The organism is Nocardiopsis changdeensis (genome assembly GCF_018316655.1).
GTDB classification, from domain to species: Bacteria; Actinomycetota; Actinomycetes; order Streptosporangiales; family Streptosporangiaceae; genus Nocardiopsis; species Nocardiopsis changdeensis.
The window spans coordinates 2557897-2577880 of record NZ_CP074133.1 but is presented as its reverse complement, the minus strand read 5'-3'; the positions used below and the strand labels follow the sequence as shown (position 1 = coordinate 2577880).

The following is a 19984-nucleotide window of genomic DNA, read 5'->3' as shown; positions in this document are numbered from 1 at the left end:
CCTGTCCTTTACCCGATTCCCGGTTCGGACCCCCCTCACACCACCGAACACCGTGCGACCGGGTCCACAATGGGGGCATGACTCTCCCTCCTCTGGCGCCCGAGGTCTGGTGGGCGCACACGTCCTCGGCCGCGGACCGGCTCTCGGACCTGTTGGACGAGCGTGAACGGGCCCGGGGCGACCGGTTCCTGCACCGGGCCGACCGGGACCGGCACCTGCTGGCCCGGGCGATGTCCCGGCTGGCGCTGGCGGAGCGGGCGGGCTGCGACCCGCGGGAGGTCGCCTTCGAGCTGCGCTGCCGCTCCTGTGACGAGAAGGAGCGCGCCGGGGCGGAGCGGGACGCCGAGCCGCACGGCAAGCCGCACCCGACCGGCCCGGCCGGCGGGTGGGAGATCTCGGTGAGCCACTCGGGCGAGTGGGTGGTGCTGGTGGTCTCCGAGGGCGTCCCGGTGGGCGTGGACGTGGAGCGGGTGTCGGCCTCGCGCGACCTGGGCGGGCTGGCGGCCTACACGCTGTCCGACACCGAGCGCGAGGCGTGGGAGGGGCTGTCGGAGGCCGAGCGCACGGGGGCGTTCTTCGGCTACTGGGCGCGCAAGGAGGCGCTGCTCAAGGCCACCGGCCTGGGGCTGGCCGGGGGCCTGCGCCGGGTGACGGTGAGCCCTCCGCACACCGGCGCGCGGCTGCTGGAGTGGACGGGGGGCGGCGACCCGGAGGCGGCGTGGCTGACCGACCTGGACCGGGGAGAGGAGTACCGGGCGGCGCTGGCGGTGCTCACCGACCGCCCGGTGGAGCCGGTGCTGCACCCCCCGTCGGCCGTCCGGGACCTGCTGCGCCGTTGAACCGCCGCCGCGGGCGGCCGCGGCGGCGGTGGCGGCTCAGGCGCGGCGGGCGAGATGGCGGCTGATCACCAGGCGCTGGATCTGGTTGGTGCCCTCGACGATCTGGAGGACCTTGGCCTCGCGCATGTAGCGCTCGACCGGGAAGTCGCGGGTGTAGCCGTAGCCGCCGAAGACCTGGACGGCGTCGGTGGTGACCCTCATGGCGGTGTCGGTGGCCATGAGCTTGGCCATGGCGGCCTGCTCGGAGAAGGCCAGGCCGGCGTCGCGGCGGCGGGCGGCGGCCAGGTACAGCTCGCGGGAGGCGGCGACCTGGGTGGCCATGTCGGCGAGCATGAAGCCGACCCCCTGGAAGTCGCCGATGGCGGAGCCGAACTGGCGGCGCTCCCGGGAGTAGGCCAGGGCGGCGTCGAGGGCGGCCTGGGCGACGCCTACCGCGCAGGCGGCGATGCCCAGGCGGCCGGAGTCCAGGGCCGACAGGGCGATGCCGAACCCCTTGCCCTCCTCCCCGATGAGGGCGTCGGCACCGACGCGGACGCCGTCGAAGAGGACCCCGGAGGTGGTGGAGGAGCGCATGCCCATCTTGCGTTCGGGCGCGGCCGCCGACAGGCCCGGGACGCCGGCCGGGACGTGCAGGCAGCTGATGCCACGGGCCCCGGAGTCGGGGGCGCCGGTGCGGGCGAACAGGGTGTAGTGGTCGGCCTCGCCGCCGTGGGTGATCCACGCCTTGGCGCCGTTGACCAGGTAGCCGTCACCGTCGCGTTCGGCGCGGGTGGTCATGGCCGCGGCGTCGGAGCCGGAGGCGGTCTCCGACAGGCAGTAGGCGCCCAGCCGGTCGCCGCCGAGCATGGCGGGCAGGTGCTCGGCCTTCTGGGCGTCGGATCCGAAGGACGCCAGGGGGTAGCAGGACAGGGTGTGGACGCTGACGCCCAGGCCGACGGCGAGCCAGCCGCGGGCCAGCTCCTCCACGACCTGGAGGTAGACCTCGTAGGGCTGGCCCGAGCCGCCGTACTCCTCGTCGTAGGGCAGGCCGAGCAGTCCGGCCGCCCCCAGGGTGCGGAACAGGTCGCGGGGGAAGGCGCCCTCCTCCTCGTCCCGGGCGGCGCGCGGGGCGAGCTCCTTGTCCACGAGTTCCCGGGTCAGCTCCAGGAGCTGTTCCGCCTCGGGCGTGGGCAGCATGCGTTCGACCGCCATGAGTCCTCTCCACCGGTTCCTCGCCATTCCCCGGGATCTTCCGCGGGAATGTAGTAGGACGTCCAACTATATAGTGACGCACGGCACCATATCCCATGGCGACACCCACTCCGGGAGGCGCCCCTTGGACACCGGGGCCCCGGGGGCCGAGGGGGGCTGCACGAGGTGTTCCGCCGCGGCCGCCCGCGGAGGGCATCTGTACAGCGGCGCCCGGAACGCCTAGATTCCACGCCATGTCCCCTCGCAGACACCCACGGCGGAACGGCGGCCCCCGGCCCGTCGGCGCGCCCGTGTCCGCAGCCCGCGCCCGGCACGCACCGGAGCCCCGCCGGGACGCGTTGTACAGTCGACAGTGGCCGATGGGCGGCGCGGGCGGAACGGGAGACCGCGGCACGGCGCCCGGGAGGGGTCCGGCGGGCGCGTCCCCGCGCGCCCGCGGCGGACACGCCCCACACTCCCCCGACCGGCCCGGAGCAGCACCCCGACCACCGTCCGACGGCCGGCCCAGGAGGCCCTGATGGATCTCGAACTCCGCCATCTGCGCACCATCTGCCTCCTGGCCGACACCGGAAGCGTCACCAAGGCGGCCGCCGCGCTCTCCACCTCCCAGCCCGCGCTGACCACCCAGCTCCAGCGGATCGAGCGCGAGGTGGGCGGCGCGCTGTTCCACCGGGGCCGCTCGGGGGTGCGCCCGACGGAGCTGGGCGAGTTCGTGCTGGTGCGCGCCCGCGCGGTCCTGCTGTCCATGGACGATCTGCTGCACGACATCACCGCGCGGGGGGCCTCGCCCACCACGCTGCGCGTGGGCGGGGTGGGGCCGCTGGCGATCGACCTGGCGGCGCGGCTGCCGGAGATCTTCCCGAACGTGCCCGCCCACGTGCGCACCGAGTACTCCCCCAAGCTGGTCACCGACCTGGTCCGGGCCGGGCGCCTGGACCTGGGCACCACCATCGACTACGTGGACCGGGACCTGTCCACGGACGGCCCGCTGTCGTGGGCGATGCTCGCGGTGGAACCGCTGCACGTGGCCCTGTGGGCCGACCACCCGCTGGCGGACAAGCCGACGGTGGCCCTGAGCGACCTGGCGGACTGCCCCTGGGCGCTGACCCCGCCGGACGGCACCGGCTGGCCGGAGTGCTTCTACCTGGCCTGCCAGCGCGCCGGGTTCACCCCGCAGGTGCCCTACCGGCTCTACGAGCGCTCGGAGATCCGCGACCTGGTCGCCCGGCGCCGGGCGATCGCCCCCTGCCAGTCGGACTTCGACACCGGGGAGGACGTGGTGGTCCGCCGACTGGAGGGCGAGCCCATACAGCTGCGCCACCTGCTGGTCTGGCGGCGCGACGGCGCGGTCAGCGGCTCCTCCGACGACATCGCGCGGCTGGCCCGCGAGATCCTGGGCCGGGCGCGCCCGGCCCAGGACTGAGGGGGGTCAGGACGCCCGGGGGCGGACGCGCGGGCGCCGCAGCCAGGGGGCGACCGCCCACAAGCCCAGCCCCGCCCCCGCCGCGAGGACCAGGGCGGTGACGACCCACTCCCCCGACCCGTCCGGATGGACCACCCGGGTCCGGGCGCCGATGTCGACCGCGGCGACGACCGCCCCCTCGGCGCAGTCCCCGCCGCCTCCGGCGAGGGAGACCCCGGTGAGGCGCACGGAGCCGTCGGCGGCGGTGTAGTCGCCCAGGCAGGTGCACGACCGGTGCCCCAGATGGCTGACGCAGTCGACCCCGGTGACGGCGAACCCGCCGGGGACCCCGTCCGCGCGCGCCGCGCGCACCGCCTGGTCGATCCCGCCCGCGCCCACGGCGACCAGCGCCAGGGCGGCGAGGAGGATCACCAGCTCGAACGGGCCGACGCGGCGGCGGCTCATCCGTCGACCACTTCCTCGTAGCGGTCGGCGCACCCGCAGTTCATGGCCGCGCGTTCGGTGTCGCCGGGGCGGCGGTGGAGCAGGACGGCCACCACCATGGGCGCGAAGACCAGGGCGTTGTAGAGGAGGTGCAGCTCCACCCGGGGGATGAGCAGCTGGACCAGGCTGGTGGGCGCCGCCCCGCCGCCGATGTTGAGCCCGGACAGGGCCTGGAGGAGCAGCAGGAGGTGCTCGAAGTGGTGCCAGACCTGGATGCCCAGGGAGATCTTCCACCAGGTCCGGGCGCGCCCGGTGAAGCCGGGGAGCAGGAGGAGCAGCCCCACCAGCATGATGAGCGCGTAGCCGTAGTGCATCCACTCGGAGGTGACCAGCCAGGGGAAGGGGATCCCCAGGACGCCCAGTGCCTCGGGGACGGGCCAGTTGAAGATGTAGATCTGCGCGGCCTGGGCCAGGTGCTCCGCCCAGTGGGCCACGACGACGACCATGAACAGCGCCAGTCCGCCGCGGTGGCCGGAGGTGTTGAGGAGGTGCAGGGGGCGGGTGGTCCCGATCCTGGTCACGGGCGCTCTCCCTTCCGCTCGCCGGGGGTGGGGACGGGGTTCGCGCGCCGGGTCCGGAGCGGCTCCAGCAGGAGGAGCGCTCCGCGCAGCGCGCAGACGATCACGAGGGCGAAGAACAGGCCGAAGACGATGTGCCAGGTGACCAGCAGGCCGTAGACGGCGGCCACGGAGACCCCGAAGACCACCTGGTTCCGCGGACGCGAGGGGGTCGTCCCGGGGTCGGTGATCATGTAGTTGGTGAACAGGATGAACGCCAGGCCGGTCATCGGCAGCAGGGCCGCGACCAGGGCGTGGTCCAGCACCAGCCACCGGACCACCGCCTGGGCGGCGAACCCCCCGACCCAGCCGAGGATGAGCGGCCACCTCCCGGTCAGCCGGACGTTGAGCATGGTCCCGGCCATGAGCACGCCGAGCGGCAGCAGCCAGTCCAGCGTCCCGGAGGTGTTGTTGGTGAAGTGGTAGGGCGGGGCGATGCCCACCCAGGGGAAGAGCACCAGGGTGACGGCGATCCCGAAGTTCGACGGGTTGAGCACGTGCCGGAGGCGGCCGCCGACCGGGATCCTGATGAGGTGCTTGCCCGCGACGGCCACGGTGACGGCGAACATGTAGGGCCAGGGGGACTCGTTGCCCCACAGCAGCATCGCGCAGGCGAGCCCGGCGATGTGGGTCGGCAGCAGGTAGGTGACCAGGGCCCCGGCACCGCCGGCGTAGCCGGGGGCGCGCCCCTCGGCCCGCGCGCCCAGGGTCTCCATGAGCAGGTCCACCGCGTAGCCGGTCAGGAGGGCGACAACCGGGATCACCGGGGCCTGCTCGAAGCCGAGCAGCAGGTGCCCCAGGACGGTGAACACGGTGATGCTGGTCGCGAACATGCGCAGGGCCATGACCCTGGTGTCGGCCCGGGGCGGTGCGGGTTCGGGCGGTGTCCGGTCCGGGACCGGTGCGTCGGCGGGGGGCGCCTGGGGGCTGGTCGTCGTCATTTCACCGTTCCGTCGTCGTGGAGGTGGAGGGTGCGTGCACCCGGCGACAGGTCCAGATCGGCGGAGTGGACCGTCCCGTCGGTGGAGCGCCAGGTGACGGTGACCGGGAGGGTCCCGGTCTCGGGCAGGGCCAGGTGGAGTTCGCCGGCGGAGACACCGGTGTGGCCGTTCGCGGGGAAGAGCTGCCGGGTCTGGTGCGGGGAGCCGCCCTCCCGGACGGTCACCGAGGCCCCGACGGCCGGGCGCCATCCGTCCTCCCCCTCGGCCGCGACGGCCGGGACGAGGGGGCGCAGCACGGCGCCCGGGGGCGCGTCGGGCGCTTCGTTGACCAGCACGGTGGAGTCCTCCCACTGGTTGGCGACCACGGCGTCGAGCAGGCCGTCCCCGTCGATGTCGCCCAGGGCGATGGCGCGGGAGACCTCGGTGGTGTCCAGCCCCAGGGGCGCGGCCAGGTCGGTGTAGCGGCCGTCGGGGTCCCGGACCCAGAAGGGGTTGTGCTCGTGCCCGGAGAGGTCGTCCCCCTCGGTGAAGACCGGCCACGCCCAGGGGTGGCGCAACAGCTCGTCGTTGCCCATGGCCAGTTCCTGGAGCTGGGGCCAGCGGTCGGTGTCCCCCTTGAGGAAGCCGGTGGCCTGCATCAGCTCGTCGGTTCCGTCGTTGTCGAAGTCCCCGGCCTTGACGTCCCAGGACCAGCCGCCGCGGGACAGTCCCAGGGACTCGCTCTCCTGGCGGTAGGGGACGCGTCCCTCCAGCAGGTCCGCGCCCTCCCCGTCGGGGACGAACGCGAAGTTGCTCTCGTGCAGGGCGTAGGGGGTGGTGATGTTGCTGACCACGATGGTGGGCAGGTCGGCCCCGGCGTCGTAGGTGAAGGCGACGCCCATGCCCTTGTAGGAGTCGTTGCCCAGGACCCCGGACTTGGGGGTGACCATGTCCCGTTCGCCCCGGACGATCTCCAGCGAGACGGATCCGGGGGTGGAGCGGTTGACCAGGAGGTGGTCGTTGCCGAAGTCGTTGGCGATGTAGAGCTCGGGCAGGCCGTCGCCGGTGAGGTCCTGCGCACCGGTGGCCAGGGTCCATCCCGTGACCGCGGGTTCGGGCAGGGCCGTCCCGGCGTCGGTGACCAGAGGCGGCGTGTCCGGTGCGCCGGAGGGCTCGGTGAGCAGGAGCCGGTTGCGGCCGGCGTTGTTCGCCAGGCCCATCCCGTCCTGCATCTGCATGCGGGTCTCGTCGTCGGCCTCCGGGTCCAGCACCCGCGCGCCGTCGGGGAAGTAGTTGCCGATCAGGAGGTCCGGGTGCCCGGAGCCGTCGATGTCGGCCACGTTGACGGTGGTCGTGTTCCAGACCTGCATGGGCTCGACGAGCTCGTGGGCGGCGAACCCGGCGGCGGTGGGCGCCGTGCCGTCCCCGGGCCCCGAGGTGTTGAGGAACATCACCGGGGACCGGCCCCAGTAGTAGACGAGGAGGTCGGTGTCGCCGTCGGCGTCCAGGTCGGCCGGGACGCACCCCATGGGCGCCATGGTCCGGTCGTAGGGGAGCCCGTCCGGCACGAGTTCGACCGGCGCGTAGTCGGGGGTGCCCGACCCGGGGACGGACCGGAGGGTGACGCCGTCGTCACGCGGGTCGACCAGGCAGGCGTCGGCCGGCCGGCCGCTGCCGCGCAGGTCGGTCAGCGCGACCGCGGCGCCGACCGCCGAGATCCACCCGCCGAAGTGCTCCAGTGCGGGGGCCACCTCGCGGTACCCGGCCGCGTCGGGCGGCTCCCCGTTGAGGGCCAGACGGGTGAAGGAGAAGCCCGCGGCGAGTTCGGCGGCGTCGGCCCCGGTGGGGGTCGGGCGCTGGGTGAGGACGGCGAGGGTGCCGACGAGGACGATCGCGACGGCGATCCTCATCAGGCGGAACATCGGCCGCATCGGCGCTCCTTTCCAGAGCTGTGGTCCGTGCACCGCCTCATCGTGGGCCGGGCGTCCGATGCCGGGCCTCTTCCGGTTTGCTGTTCGGGCGGGGTCCGCACGAATGAAGAAGGGCAACCCGGGAGAAGGCCCCCGGACCTAGGCTGGCGGGGACGCCGGACACCGAGGGGAAGGACGCCCATGGCGGAGCCGACCGACCGTTCTCCGAACCCGTCGCCCGACTTCCTGCGGGTGCGGGGCGCTCGGGTGCACAACCTGCGCGACCTGGACGTGGACCTGCCCCACCGCGCGCTGGTGGTGGTGACGGGCGTGTCGGGCTCGGGGAAGAGCTCCCTGGTCCACGCGACGGTGCACGCCGAGGCCCAGCGCCGCCACCTTCAGCCGCTGTCGGCGTTCACCCGACAGCTGGTGGGGGGCTCCCTGCGCCCGGACGTGGACTCGGTCACCGGGGTGTGCGCGTCGGTGGCGGTCGGCCAGGCGCGCGCCGCGACCAATCCGCGCTCCACGGTGGGGACCGCCACGGACGTGCACGACTACCTCAGGTCGCTGTTCGCCGTGCTGGGGTCCTGCGACGGGTCGGCGGGGACCCCCGAGATGACCGCCCGCGCGTTCTCGTTCAACTCCCCGGCGCACGCCTGCCCCGCCTGCGAGGGCCTGGGCACGGCCCTGCGCGGCGACCCCGCGCTGGTCCTGGACTCGCCGTCCCGCTCCCTGCGGGAGGGGGTGCTGCGCCCCTGGCGCGACCGCAGGGCCGCGGTGGAGCACGAGCTGTCGCTGCGGTTCGCCGAGTCCCTGGGAGCGGACCCGGACCTGCCCTGGTCGTCGCTGGAGGCGGGGGTGCGGCACCGGCTGCTGTACGAGAGGGGCGCCGAACTGCGGGCGGAGCTGACCATCCGGGGCCGGACGACGGTGCGCGACACGCGGTTCGTGGGTGTGCTGCCCTGGCTGGAGGCCTGCCTGCGCGACGCGTCCGGTGAGGCCGCCCGGGCGCGGGCGACCGCGTTCATGGGCGTGTCGACCTGTCCGGACTGCCGCGGCGGACGCCTCTCCCCCGCCCAGCTGTCGGTGCGGGTGGCCGGGCAGGGCATCGCCGACGTGTGCCGCATGGAGATCACCGAAGCGCTCGCCTGGGCCGACGACCTGGCGGCCGCGGCGGCCGGCGACCCGCGCGCGGCGCTGGGCGCCGCCGAGGTCCGCGACCGGCTGGACGACCTCGTGCGCGTGGGGGTGGGGTATCTGACGCTGGACCGGCCGGTGCCGACGCTCTCCGGCGGGGAGGCCCAGCGGGTCCGCCTGGCCACCCACCTGGGGATGGGCGTGTTCGGCCTCATGTACGTGTTCGACGAGCCCTCCACCGGCCTGCACCCGCGCGACACCGGGAGGCTGCTGGACGCCCTGCGCTCCCTGCGGGACCAGGGCAACAGCGTGCTGGTGGTGGAGCACGACCTGGACGTGATCGCCGCGGCCGACTGGGTGGTCGAGGTGGGGCCCGGACCCGGGGTCCACGGCGGCAGGCTGGTCCACGCGGGCCCGGTCGCGGGTCTGGCCGCGGCCGAGGGGTCGGTCACGGCACCGTACCTGTCCGCGCCGGGCGGGGCGGGCACCGCCCTGCGCGGCGAGGAGGACGGGGCGTGGAGGTTCGCGGAGTTCACCGGGGCCGAGGGCAACAACCTCCGCTCGGTGTCGGTCCGCTTCCCCCTGGGGGCGATGACCTGTGTGACCGGGGTGTCGGGGTCGGGGAAGAGCTCCCTGGTGGCGCATGTGCTGGAGCCGGCGCTGGCGGCCGCGGCCGGTCGGGACGACCGCCCCGCCCCCAGGTGCGCGTCGGTGTCCGGCCTGGCCGGGGTGACCGGGCTGGTGGCCGTGGGCCAGGCGCCCATCGGCCGGACCCCGCGGTCCAACGCGGCCACCTACATGGGGGTGTTCGACCGCCTCCGGAAGATGTTCGCTGCGACGCCGGAGGCCGCGGAGGCGGGGCTCGGCGCGGGCGACTTCTCGTTCAACAACGCGGGCGGTCGCTGCGCGGCGTGCGAGGGCGCGGGCGTGGTCCAGGTGGAGATGTTCTTCCTGCCCGACGTGGAGCTGCCCTGCGAGACCTGCGGCGGGGCGCGCTTCTCGGAGGCGCCCCTGCGGCCGCGCGTGCGCGGGCTGAACATCGCCGAGGTCCTGGGGCTGACCGCCGAGCGTGCGGCCGAGGTGTTCTCCGACGTCAAGGGCGTGGGCGCCCCGCTGCGCGCGCTGGTCGACGTGGGCCTGGGCTACCTCCTGCTGGGGCAGTCGGCCACCACCCTGTCCGGCGGGGAGGCGCAGCGGCTGAAGCTGGCCCGGGAGCTGGCCGGGGACGCGGTGCCGGGAACGGCCTACCTGCTGGACGAGCCCACCCACGGTCTGCACGCGGCCGACGTCGCGCGGTTGAACTCCGTGCTGCGCAGGCTCGTGGACCGCGGGGGGACCGTGGTGGCGGTCACCCACCACCCGGCGGTCATGGCCGCCGCCGACTGGATCGTGGAGCTGGGCGAGGAGGGCGGGGCCGGCGGAGGGAAGGTCGTCGCCCAGGGCGTGCCCGCCCGGGTCGCCGGCCAGGACACGCACACCGGGCGCGTCCTGGCCCGGTGGGTGTAGCGCGCCCCCGGCGCGCGCGGTCGCCCCGCCGGTCCGGCGGGGCGACCGCGGGTCACACCGGCGACCTGCGCATGGAGCGGGCTCCGACGAAGAGCCCGAGCGCCGCCACCAGCAGCGCCGCCACGGCCCCCAGGCCGGCCTGCGCGGTCAGGACCTCCCCGGCGAACAGGGCCCGCTCGGCCTCGACGACGTAGGTCAGCGGGTTGAACGCGGCGACCGCGGCCAGCCAGTCGGGCCCCGAGTCGACCGGCAGCAGGATGCCCGAGAGGATGAGGACGGGGAACAGCAGTGTCTGCTGGATCCCCCAGAAGGCCCATTCCTGGTGGCGCACCGCGATGGCCAGCGCGTACGAGAGGGCGCCCAGCCCGATCCCGAGCACGCCGAGCAGCAGGACGCCGAGCACGGCGCCGAGGGGGTCGGGGGAGAACCCGAACGGCATCGCGACGAGGACGATCACGAGCGCCTGGACCACCAGGGGCGCGAACTCCTTCAAGGCCCGGCCGATGATCATGGAACCGCGGGTCAGCGGTGTGACCAGGAGGCGTTCGTGGGCTCCGGTCTGCACCTCGGTGAGCAGGTTGGAGCCCATGGTCGACGTGCCGACGAGGCTGATCATCACCATGATCCCGGGCACGAACCACTGGAGCGCGCCGCCCGGGCCGAAGACGGCGTCGTCGACGGAGCCCAGGAGCAGTGGTCCGAACAGGCCCAGGAACACCAGCGGCTGGATGAGGCTGACCACGAGGAAGAGCGGGCCCCGCAGGATGGGGCGCAGTTCGCGGACGGTGACGGTCGCGATGTCGGAGAGCGGCTTCATGGGTCGGGGGTCCTTCACCGGGGGGTTCACGCGGCCTCCTCCTGTTCGCGGTGGTACTGGTCCCCTTCCCGCAGGGAGCGGCCCGTGAGTTCGAGGAACACGTCGTTGAGGGTGGGCTCGGCCAGGACCAGGCGGCGCACGCCGGTCCCCTCCGCCTCCAGGCAGGCCAGCAGCCGGGGCACGGCGGTGTCCCCGCCGTCGATGCGCAGGCTCACGGTGCAGCCGTCGACGCCGACGCCGCGGGCGCCCGCGGTGTCCGCGGCGGTCTTGGCCGCCCGGGCCGCCTCGTCGGCCCCGTCGAAGTCCATGGACACGCGGTGCCCGACGTGCTCGCGCTTGAGGCGGGCGGAGGTGTCGTCGGCGATGACGCGCCCGTGGTCGATGACCAGGACGCGTTCGGCGTGCTCGTCCGCCTCCTCCAGGTAGTGGGTGGTGAGCAGGATGGTCGTGTTGAACGCCCTGCGCAGGCCGTCGACGTGCTCCCACAGGCGGGCGCGGTGGTGGGGGTCCAGTCCCGTCGTGGGCTCGTCGAGGAAGAGCAGGGGCGGTCGGGGCACCAGGCCCAGGGCGATGTCGACCCGGCGGCGCTGCCCGCCGGACAGGGCGCGCACGGGCCGGGTGAGGAGGTCCCCGAGGTCGAGGAGGCCGACCAGTTCGGCGACGGTGGCACGGATGTCGGCCCGGGCCATCCCGTAGGCCCGGCCCTGGGCGTACAGTTCGTCGTCCACCCGCTGCTCGTGGGCGGCGCCGTTGCCCTGGCCGACGAAGCCGATCCTGCGGCGGACCCCCGTGGGGTCGGCGACCACGTCGATGCCGGCCACGGACGCACGGCCCGAGGTGGGCGGCACCAGGCCGGTGAGGACGCGCAGGGCGGTGGACTTGCCCGCGCCGTTGGGTCCGAGGAGGGCCACCAGCTCCCCCTCCCCCACGGAGAAGGAGACGTCCTTCAGGGCATCGACGAACTCGTTGCGACGCACCCGGAAGCGGCATCCCAGCTCTTCAACGCTGATCATTGTTCTCCCATTGCTCGGGGCGCGGCGTGCCGCGCCGCGGGGCGGTCAGGCGCGCTTGATGCGGTTGGCCGACCACTCGTCGTTGAGGGAGACCCCGTAGACGGCCTTCCAGCCGACCTCGACCGCCTCGTCCATGACGACGGTCCGGTTGAGTTCGCGCTTGGTTCCGCCCTTGGGGTAGGAGAGCCAGACCACCGTCGTGTCGGGGACGCCGGCCAACCGCTCGGTGAGGTTCTTGCGGAGCTCCTCCAGCGTGGTCGAGAAGAGGTGCAGCAGGTCGGGCGCCGCCCCCGGCTCGTCGGTGACGGTCGCGGCGGCCGGCAGGTCGCCGAGGATGTCGCCGTAGTCGTCCGGGGCGCCGTGCGCGACGACGACGAATCCGGGTTTGACGCCGAGTTTCGCGGCACCGCTTTTCTCCGGCATGAATTCCTCCACTGGACGCATTGCTGTTATATGCGCATACGGATGCGCAAGAAGTGGTTTCCCAAGAAGGGTACCCCGCACCCGATCGGTTACGCAGCGCACGTTTTCTCATGGATTGCTCTCTTCTTCGAAAGCCGTTGACCAGGGTGATCGCTTTTCACGGCGCCGGAGCCGGGGTCCCCGCAACTTGAGAGAAGGAGCGCGCGGCGGGCCGGGCTTAATGTCGAAGTGAATCCCGGCTTGCCCCCGACGAGGCAGGGAAAGGAGCACCATGAGCGAGACGACCAGACCGGAAGTCGTGGACGGTATCCGACGCTGGGTGAGGGAGGTCTTCAACGAGCACCGTGTCGACCGGGTGGAGACCTTGAAGGTCGCCGATTACGTCGACTGGAACCCCTACCCCGGTCAGGACGTCGCCCTGAACGGGTTCAAGAGCGTTCTGGAGGAGTTCCTGGAGTCGTTCCCGGATTTCCGGTACGACGTCGACGAGGAACTGTTCGAGGGCGACAGTGTGGTGTGCGTCGGCAAGTGGTACGGCACCATGCAGAACGACTTCATGGGGCTGCCCGCCTCGGGCGAGCCCGTTACGGCGCGGCGCACCGACGCGGTGCGCTTCCACGGCGACAAGATGACCGAGCGCTGGGGCGTGGGCAACGAGCTGCGCATGCTGCGCTTCCTGGGCGTCGCGGACACCGGCCCCGAGGCCGGGTCGGCCGCGACCTTCGAGGACGCGGCGCGCGCCTACCTGGACGCCGTGCTGGGCCGGTTCGACCTGGCGGCGGTGGACGCGCTGGTGGACATCGACGCGGTGTCCGACGCCGCGGGCTCCCTGGTCCACCTGTGCGTGGTCGGCGCGCTGGACGACTACGCGGTCGAGGTGGCGGACCTGGAGGTGGACGGCGGCACCGCGACGGCCCGGGCGACCGTGCGCGGGACGTTCGCGCGGTCCCTGTGGCGGACCGCCCCCACCGGGGCCCGGGTGGAGTTCCCACTGACCGTCACGCTGCGCGGCTCGGGAGCGGTCATCACCTCCGTGGCCCTGGCCTACGACCTGGACGCCATGGCCTCCGCGCTGGGCGCCCCCCGGGACGCGTCCGCGGGCGAGCCCACCACCCCCACCGGAACGGCCGGGGACGGCAAGTTCGTCCTCCGGGCCTTCGTCAACGAGGTCCTCAACGGCCGCGACGTGTCCGCGGTGGCCCGCCTGGTCGCCCCCGGCGCCACCGACCTGCACCAGGAGACCGTCACCACCGCGGCGTTCCTGCACGCCTTCCCCGACTACCGTTTCAGCGTGGAGCGGGTCGTCATCGACGGCTCCCGGGCCTCGCTGCTGGCCGCGTTCGCCGGCACGCACCGGCGCCCCCTGATGGGCCACGCGGCGACCGGCACCGCCGCCATCACCAGGTCCATCGACGTCTTCACGGTGACCGACGGGCGGCTGTCGGACATCATCTACGGGTTCGACATGTACTCCCTGCTGACGCGCCTGGAGATCTTCCCCGAGAAGGGCCGCTACCCGGGCGTCTCGGCCGGGTGACCCGGCCGGGAGGGAATGTGGACGCGGAGATCGCGTGGGGCCGCGGAACGGCCGGGGAACCCCTCCTGGACCTCGACGAGATCCAGGGCAACATCCTGGTGCCGTTCGGCGGCCCCGTCCAGCACCACCTCTACCTGCGCTGGTCCGCGGACCCCCGGCCGTGGGTGGGGAGGGCGGCCTCGGCGGTCACCTCGACGCGCGCCCTCCTGCGCGCCCGCGCCCGGGGAGGCGGGTGGACGGCGGTCGGCCTGTCCCTCTCCGCCCCGGGGCTGCGGGCCCTGGGGCGGCGCCCCGACACCCTGTTGGACGTCCCCTTCCAGGACGGCCTGGCAGCCCGGTCGCCGCTGCTGGGCGATCCCGTCGACCCCGACGACCCCGGGCACCCGGGCAACTGGCCGGTCGGCGGGCCCGCGACGACGGCGGACGCGCTCCTGGTGGTGCGCGCCGACGACGACGCCGCGGCGGAGCGGCTGGCCGACCGGCTGACGGCCGGCCCCGGCGCACCGCTCGTCCTGCACCGGGACCGCTGCGCCTCCCTGCCCGGCCCCGGCCCCGGGGACGAGCGGGAGCACTTCGGTTACCGCGACCCCGTGTCGCAGCCCGCCGTCCGGGGCGTGGCCGGGGACACCGGTGAGGCGCTCTGCCCTCCCGCCTCACCGGACCGCCCGCAGGAGGCGGCGCCGGGCCAGCGGAGGCTGTGGCCCGGGGAGTTCGTGTTCGGCCAACCCGGCCAGGACCCGATGGCGTCGGACCCCCCGGGCGCGGTGGCGTCGGGCGGGCCGGACTGGACCGTCAACGGCTCGCTGCTGGCGGTGCGCCGCTACCGGCAGGAGGTGGACGCGTTCCCCGCGTTCGCCGAACGGGCGTGCGCGGAACTGGCCGACCGCGGTTTCCCCGGCTGGACCCCGGACGCGCTCTCGGCGCGGCTGTTCGGCCGCTGGCGCGACGGCACGCCGGTGAGTCTGCGGCCGGACGCGCCCGACCCGGCGGTGGCCTCCTGCCCCCTGAGCCGGAACGCCTTCGGGTTCACCGCCGAGCTCGGCCCGGTGGACGACACCCGGGGGTGGCGCGTGCCGGTCGGCGCGCACATCCGCAAGGCCTACCCCCGGGACCACGAGACCGACCTGGAGACCCGGGCCGCCATCGAGACGCACCGCCTGCTGCGCCGGGGCATCCCCTACGACGACCACGGGGAGCGCGGCATGGTGTTCGCCTGCTACCAGACGTCGCTGGAGCGACAGTTCGAGTTCGTCGTGCGGTCCTGGCTGAACAACCCCTACCAGCAGCACGAGGGCGACAACCACGACCCGATCGTGGGCCGCCCCCACCGCCCCCTGGGCGATGCGGTGCCCCGCGAGTTCGTCCTCCGGCTCCCCTCGGACTCCCCCGGGGGGACCCTGGTGCGGCTGCCCATGCCCGAACCCTTCACCGCCCCGCGCGGCGGCGGCTACTTCTTCACCCCTTCGGTCTCCGCCCTGCGCGGCCTGTCCCGCCCCTCCACCCCCGGGAGATACCGATGACCCTTCCCACCCCGGCCGTTTCCCTGGAATCCGACGACTCGGACCGCACACTGACGCTCTCCTTCCCCACCGACGCGTCCCCGCGGGCCGTGTGGTCCGCCCTGACCGACCTCGACTCCGTCGCCGCCTGGCTGGCCCCTGCGGCGGATGCGGGCGGGGGCCGGTACGTCCTGACCTTCGAGCACGGGGGGCGGCGCCACGACAAGGTCTTCGAGGTCGTCGACTGCGTCCCCGGGCACAGCCTCAGCGGCGTGCTCCACGACCCCGGCCACCCCGACTCCCTGCTGAGCGCCGCCCTCACGGAGGGCGGGTTCTCCTTCGTGCACTCCGACGTGCCCGAGGAGCTGGCCGAGGGGTACCGCGCGGGATGGCCCTACTACCTGGGCCGGCTGGCGGCCGCCCTGGGCTCCGGTCCCGCCGGGCGTGCGGGGTCGCCGTCGTGAGGGGGACGGCGCTGCGCACCGGCACGATCGCGGCGCGGTCGCTGTGGACCGGCGTCCGCGCGCTGCCCCACCTGGCCCGGCTCCGTTCCGCCTCCCCCGGGCGCGCGGAGCACTCCGCCGAGCGGGTGGGCGTGCTGGTCTCCGAACTGTGCGCGGGCCTGGGCCCGGCGTTCGTGAAGCTGGGGCAGCTGGTCTCGACCCGCGAGGACCTGCTCCCCCGCGGGATGTGCCGCACCATGCGCGACCGCCTGGCCCTGGGGTACGGGCTGGGGTCCGGGGGCGGCCCCCGGCGGCGCGCGGGGAGCATCGCCTCGGTGGAGAGGCGCTCGACGCCTTCCGGGGAGGTCGCGGTGAAGACGTGCCACCCCCGGGTCCGCGAGAGGTTGGAGGCGGACCTGGCCGTGGTGGAGGCGGCGGCCCGCACGGTGGCGCGGCTCCCCTTCTGCCGCGGGGTGCCGGTGGTGGCCCTGGCGGAGGACTTCTGCGCCGTGGTGCGGCGGCAGACCGACCTCGCGGCCGAGCGGGCGGCGCTGGAGCGCTTCGCCTCCCTGGAGGACCGGCACCCCGTGGTCTTCCCCCGGCCGGTGGGGGGCTCCCCCGACCGGGACACCCTGGTCATGGAGTGGATCCCCGGCCAGGAGGACGGGGACCGGCACCACCCCGGGCCGCGCGGCGGCAGACTCCTGCTGACCCTGGTGTTCGAGATGCTCTTCACCACGGGGGAGGTCCACTGCGACCTGCACCCCGGCAACTGGTGGTTCCTGGCCGACGGGCGCCTCGCCGTCGTCGACGGCGGCTTCACGTACGCCCTGGACCGGGAGACCCAGGACCACTTCACGGAGTTCTTCCTGGGCATGGCCGCGGGCAACGCGGAGGTCTGCGCGGACCACGCCCTGGCCGTGAGCATGAACCCGGTGCCCCCGGAGGCCGAGAAGGAGTTCCGGCGGGAGCTGGAGAGGCTCATCACCGAGGTCCACGGCATGACGGCCGGAGCGTTCAGCCTGACCGGCTTCATCGCCGACTTCTTCATGATCCAGCGGCGCCACAACGCCTACTCCCGTACCTCGTTCGTGTTCCCCCTGGTGGCCCTGCTGGCGGTGGAGGGCCAGGTCAAGCGGATGTGCCCGGACCTCAACTTCCAGGCGGTGGCGCACCCGGTCATCCTGCGCGGCCTGCTCGCGCGCAACCGCAAGCCCACCTGGTGAGCGACGGAGCGAGCCGATGCCGATATCACCGGCGGGCCCCGTCCTCCACGGCGGCGGCCCGCACGGCGCGGACCTGGTGTTCCGCGAGGACGACGCCGTGGGGCGGGGGCCGCGGAACGCCCCCGCCCGCACGGTGGTCGACGCCGGCCCGGGGCGGGTGCGGGTGCGCGCCGGAAGCCGGTGGTACCCCGGCGACGGGGACCGGCTCCTGGAGGCCCTGGCCCGCGCGGAGCGGTGCCGCATCCCGGTGGAGCTGGTCGGGGGCGGCCTGTCCCTGGGCGGGGTGCTGGCCGCCGCCGCGGCGGAGCGCCCCCGGCTGCGGGTGAGGGTCCGGACGGCCGGGGGCCGGACGCACGGCCCCGTGGACGCGACGTCGTGGCGGCCCGTGTCCGCGCCGCGCCGCGTCCGGGCCCGCGGCGCCGTGCTGATCGCCGGAGGGCTGGGCGGGATCGGTCTGTCCCTGGCCCGTGAGCTGGGGGCGGCCGGGCACCGGCTGGTCCTGGTGGATCGGATCCGGGAGGAGGACCTGCCCCCGGGACGGGCGGCGGCCCTGGCCCTGGTACGGGCGTCCGCGCCCGTGAGGGTGGTGTGCGCGGACCTGGACCGGGTCGACCCCGGACCGCTGCTGCGGTCCCTGTCGGACCCGGCCGTCCACCTCGTCCACGCCGCGGGCGAGCTGGTGCTGGAGCGGTGGTCCCGGCTGTCGGGCGCGGCGCTGGACCGGGCCGCCCGGCGGCGCGGGGAGCACCTACGGCGCTGGGTGCGGGCCGCGGCCGCCGGGCCGCTGTCCTCGGTCCTGCTCATGGGCTCCTCGGAGAGCAGGTCCGCGCACCGCGGTTTCGGGGCGTACGCGCTGTCCCACGCCTGTGCGCGCGCCGCGGTCCGCGACCTGGCGGCGGCGCTCCCCGGGGTGGGGTTCACCGTGGCGGAGTGGACGCTGTGGAGCGGGGTCGGCATGGCGGCGGGCGTGGCCGGGCCGGGCCTGCGCGCCGCGGGCTTCGCCGCCGTCCCCCCGGCCTGGGGCGCGCACACCGCGGCCCGCCTGCTGGGCGGGGCCCCGGGGCGGGGCACGGCCGAGGTCTACGCCCTGGGCGGCCCCCGGCCGCCGGCGACCCCGGGATCGGTCGCGGTCGTGGGCGGTGTCGGGGGAACGGCCGTCCTGGACGGCGCGGACCCCGGGGCGGCACTGGGCCGGATGGTGCGGGGCTGCCTGCCCGGTGCCGGGGGCCGGGGGCGGGGCCGCCGCCGGCCCCCGCGCGCACGCGCACGGTGCGGGCCCTGGTGGGCCCGGCGGGGGTGCGCCTGTGGTCGTCGTCGCCGGCGGACTGGCGCCCCGACGGCGCGTACGAGGCCCTGGTCCCCTTCTGAACGGGCGGGGCGCAGCGGAGCGAGGAGGACGGTGTGGAGGCCATCGAACGGGCGGTACCCCTGCCCGCGACGCCGGACCGCGTATGGCGGGCGGTGAGCGTTCCGGCCGAGATCGGGCGCTGGCTGGGCGGGTTGGGGCCGTACGGTGAACGGCGCGGCGACGGCCGCGGCACCTGGATCCTGACCACCCCGTCACTGGAGTACGTGCGCCTGGGCGTGCTCGGCATCGGGCCGGACCGCACCGTGGCCCTGGAGTGGTCCGAGTTCGGGGTGGAGGCCCCGAGCCTGATCCGGGTGGCGGTGGAGCCCGGACCGGTCGGCACGCTCCTGAGGATCAGGGAGGAGTTCCCGCACCGGCGGTCCGTACCGCGTGTGGCGCGTGAGGTGTTCTGGGACGACTGCGTCGACCGTCTCCGCTTCCACCTCATGGAAGGGGAGGGAGGCGGCGCCCCCCGGGGCATCCGGACCATCTCCCTGGGCGTGCGCATCCCCGTCGGGACCTGGCTCCCCCTGCACCGGGCCAACCTCTTCCGGTGGCTGCCCGCCAGCGGCCCGGGGTACCCGCCGACGGCGTTCTACGTGGTCGACGACGCCGGCCCCCGGCGCTTCCCCATCCGGCGTGTGGAGGACTACTTCGACGAACGGCTCAGCCTGTTCGTCGATGTGGAGGACGGGGTGACCCGTGCGGTGGTGCGGACGACCCACGACGCCGGTGGCGTGGTGCTTTCGGTGCATCACTCTCAGTGGCCTGTCGTGTCGGGGGGCGAGAGTAGGATGACCCGACTGCGCGATGTCTTCGAGATCACCTGGCGGGCGAGTCTGGACCAGGCCGTGCGTGCGGCCGGTTCCGAGGAGGAACGGCATGGCCGTTGACGTGACCGGCAAGGACAACCCGGCCCAGCGCGACGCGGTGCTGGCCGCCGTCGGCGCGATCCGTGAGGACCCCGCCGCCCCGCACCTGCTGGCCGACCTCGCGGCCTCGGGCTTCTACAGCCAGTTCCACTTCCACCGGATCTTCGCCCGGCACACCGGGACCACCCCGGGGCGGTTCCTCACGGCCCTGCGGATGGAGGAGGCCAAGCGGCTGCTCGCCCACACCTCCGAGACGGTGATGAGCATCAGCGACCGGGTCGGCTACCAGAGCCTGGGCTCGTTCACCACGCAGTTCACCCGTCTGGTGGGGATATCGCCGGGCAGGTTCCGGGAGCTGGTGGACGACCTGGCGGGGTACCGCGTCGCCGAGCCGGACCTGGAGCGGGCCCGGGCCGCCGAGAGCCGGACCCTGGGCTGCGAGCTGCGCCTGCCCGCCGGGGAGGCGTCCGGCCCCCCGCTCGACGACCGGGTCTCCTTCGTGGGGCTCTTCAACGCGGACCTGCCCCAGGGCGGCCTCTCCGGGTTCGGGATCGTCCAGGGGGCCGCCGGCAGGCTGGTGGAGCAGCGGCCCGCGTCCGGGCGATCCGAGATGTTCCTCGTGTCCCTGCCCTCCGACTCCCTCCTGGTGGGCCTGGCCGTGGGGGGCCAGGCGGGCACGCTGGTCGGCCGGGGCAGGACGGCCGGGAGGGACGGCGCGCCGGCCGAGCTCACCCTGCGCAGACCCGACCCGCTGGACCCGCCGGTGGTCTCGGCCGCCCCGGCGGTCCACCTGCGGCCGTTCCTGGCGGGGGCGGCCCGCCGCCGCTGAGGGGCCGGCCC

Annotated in this window: 18 protein-coding genes; 10 read left to right on the top strand and 8 right to left on the bottom strand. The window is 74.6% G+C overall.

The genetic code is table 11. The features are described from left to right. Positions 1–77 precede the first annotated feature (77 nt). Positions 78–839: a 4'-phosphopantetheinyl transferase family protein gene (locus KGD84_RS11680; protein WP_220560310.1), complete on the top strand. Its 762-nt coding sequence runs from the start codon at positions 78–80 to the stop codon at positions 837–839. 36 nt (positions 840–875) lie between these two features. On the opposite strand, the gene KGD84_RS11675 is transcribed toward KGD84_RS11680, so the two are convergent. Beyond that, positions 876–2030, bottom strand: coding sequence for an acyl-CoA dehydrogenase family protein (locus tag KGD84_RS11675; protein ID WP_220560309.1), 1155 nt, complete (start codon positions 2028–2030; stop codon positions 876–878). Between the two features lie 517 nt (positions 2031–2547). Here KGD84_RS11675 and KGD84_RS11670 point away from each other — a divergent pair. Beyond that, the gene (locus tag KGD84_RS11670; protein ID WP_220560308.1) at positions 2548–3453 is read left to right on the top strand and encodes a LysR family transcriptional regulator; all 906 of its coding nucleotides are present in this window, start codon (positions 2548–2550) and stop codon (positions 3451–3453) included. A gap of 6 nt (positions 3454–3459) precedes the next feature. Here the strand turns inward: KGD84_RS11670 and KGD84_RS11665 are convergent, their stop codons facing one another. From KGD84_RS11665 to KGD84_RS11650, 4 genes are read right to left on the bottom strand one after another with little or no spacing between them, the layout of a single operon-like run. Further along, positions 3460–3897, bottom strand: coding sequence for a hypothetical protein (locus KGD84_RS11665; protein WP_220560307.1), 438 nt, complete (start codon positions 3895–3897; stop codon positions 3460–3462). Continuing rightward, positions 3894–4457, bottom strand: a complete 564-nt coding sequence (locus tag KGD84_RS11660; protein ID WP_220560306.1) for a hypothetical protein — start codon at positions 4455–4457, stop codon at positions 3894–3896. Before KGD84_RS11660 ends, KGD84_RS11665 begins: the two co-directional genes overlap by 4 nt. Then, positions 4454–5434, bottom strand: a complete 981-nt coding sequence (locus KGD84_RS11655) for an enediyne biosynthesis protein UnbU (protein WP_255646462.1) — start codon at positions 5432–5434, stop codon at positions 4454–4456. Before KGD84_RS11655 ends, KGD84_RS11660 begins: the two co-directional genes overlap by 4 nt. Then, the gene (locus KGD84_RS11650; RefSeq protein ID WP_220560305.1) at positions 5431–7344 is read right to left on the bottom strand and encodes an FG-GAP repeat domain-containing protein; all 1914 of its coding nucleotides are present in this window, start codon (positions 7342–7344) and stop codon (positions 5431–5433) included. The genes KGD84_RS11655 and KGD84_RS11650 overlap by 4 nt, the downstream gene beginning before the upstream one ends. A gap of 180 nt (positions 7345–7524) precedes the next feature. Here KGD84_RS11650 and KGD84_RS33555 point away from each other — a divergent pair, with 180 nt between their 5' ends. Continuing rightward, positions 7525–9966, top strand: a complete 2442-nt coding sequence (locus KGD84_RS33555) for an excinuclease ABC subunit UvrA (protein ID WP_220560304.1) — start codon at positions 7525–7527, stop codon at positions 9964–9966. 52 nt (positions 9967–10018) lie between these two features. Here the strand turns inward: KGD84_RS33555 and KGD84_RS11640 are convergent, their stop codons facing one another. From KGD84_RS11640 to KGD84_RS11630, 3 genes are read right to left on the bottom strand one after another with little or no spacing between them, the layout of a single operon-like run. Then, a complete protein-coding gene (locus KGD84_RS11640) occupies positions 10019–10813 on the bottom strand; it encodes an ABC transporter permease (RefSeq protein ID WP_255646461.1) in 795 nt (264 codons plus the stop codon). Next, complete coding sequence (locus tag KGD84_RS11635; protein ID WP_220560303.1) at positions 10810–11796, bottom strand: ABC transporter ATP-binding protein; 987 nt, start codon at positions 11794–11796, stop codon at positions 10810–10812. The genes KGD84_RS11640 and KGD84_RS11635 overlap by 4 nt, the downstream gene beginning before the upstream one ends. Before the next feature lie 45 nt (positions 11797–11841). Then, a complete protein-coding gene (locus KGD84_RS11630; protein ID WP_220560302.1) occupies positions 11842–12219 on the bottom strand; it encodes a DUF3052 family protein in 378 nt (125 codons plus the stop codon). Positions 12220–12490: 271 nt separating this feature from the next. Between KGD84_RS11630 and KGD84_RS11625 the strand changes: the two genes are divergently transcribed. From KGD84_RS11625 to KGD84_RS11595, 7 genes are read left to right on the top strand one after another with little or no spacing between them, the layout of a single operon-like run. Continuing rightward, positions 12491–13756, top strand: coding sequence for an ester cyclase (locus KGD84_RS11625; protein WP_220560301.1), 1266 nt, complete (start codon positions 12491–12493; stop codon positions 13754–13756). A 17-nt stretch (positions 13757–13773) separates the two neighbouring features. Continuing rightward, positions 13774–15276: a Dyp-type peroxidase gene (locus tag KGD84_RS11620; protein ID WP_220560300.1), complete on the top strand. Its 1503-nt coding sequence runs from the start codon at positions 13774–13776 to the stop codon at positions 15274–15276. Continuing rightward, positions 15273–15719 (top strand): SRPBCC domain-containing protein, encoded by a 447-nt coding sequence (locus KGD84_RS11615; protein ID WP_220560299.1) that lies wholly within the window; start codon positions 15273–15275, stop codon positions 15717–15719. The genes KGD84_RS11620 and KGD84_RS11615 overlap by 4 nt, the downstream gene beginning before the upstream one ends. Beyond that, positions 15716–16924 (top strand): AarF/UbiB family protein, encoded by a 1209-nt coding sequence (locus KGD84_RS11610; protein ID WP_220560298.1) that lies wholly within the window; start codon positions 15716–15718, stop codon positions 16922–16924. Before KGD84_RS11615 ends, KGD84_RS11610 begins: the two co-directional genes overlap by 4 nt. Before the next feature lie 16 nt (positions 16925–16940). Beyond that, positions 16941–18389, top strand: a complete 1449-nt coding sequence (locus KGD84_RS11605; protein WP_260697214.1) for a KR domain-containing protein — start codon at positions 16941–16943, stop codon at positions 18387–18389. Continuing rightward, a complete protein-coding gene (locus KGD84_RS11600; RefSeq protein WP_220560295.1) occupies positions 18326–19165 on the top strand; it encodes an SRPBCC family protein in 840 nt (279 codons plus the stop codon). Before KGD84_RS11605 ends, KGD84_RS11600 begins: the two co-directional genes overlap by 64 nt. Continuing rightward, positions 19155–19973, top strand: coding sequence for a helix-turn-helix transcriptional regulator (locus tag KGD84_RS11595; protein WP_220560294.1), 819 nt, complete (start codon positions 19155–19157; stop codon positions 19971–19973). The genes KGD84_RS11600 and KGD84_RS11595 overlap by 11 nt, the downstream gene beginning before the upstream one ends. Positions 19974–19984: the final 11 nt, after the last annotated feature.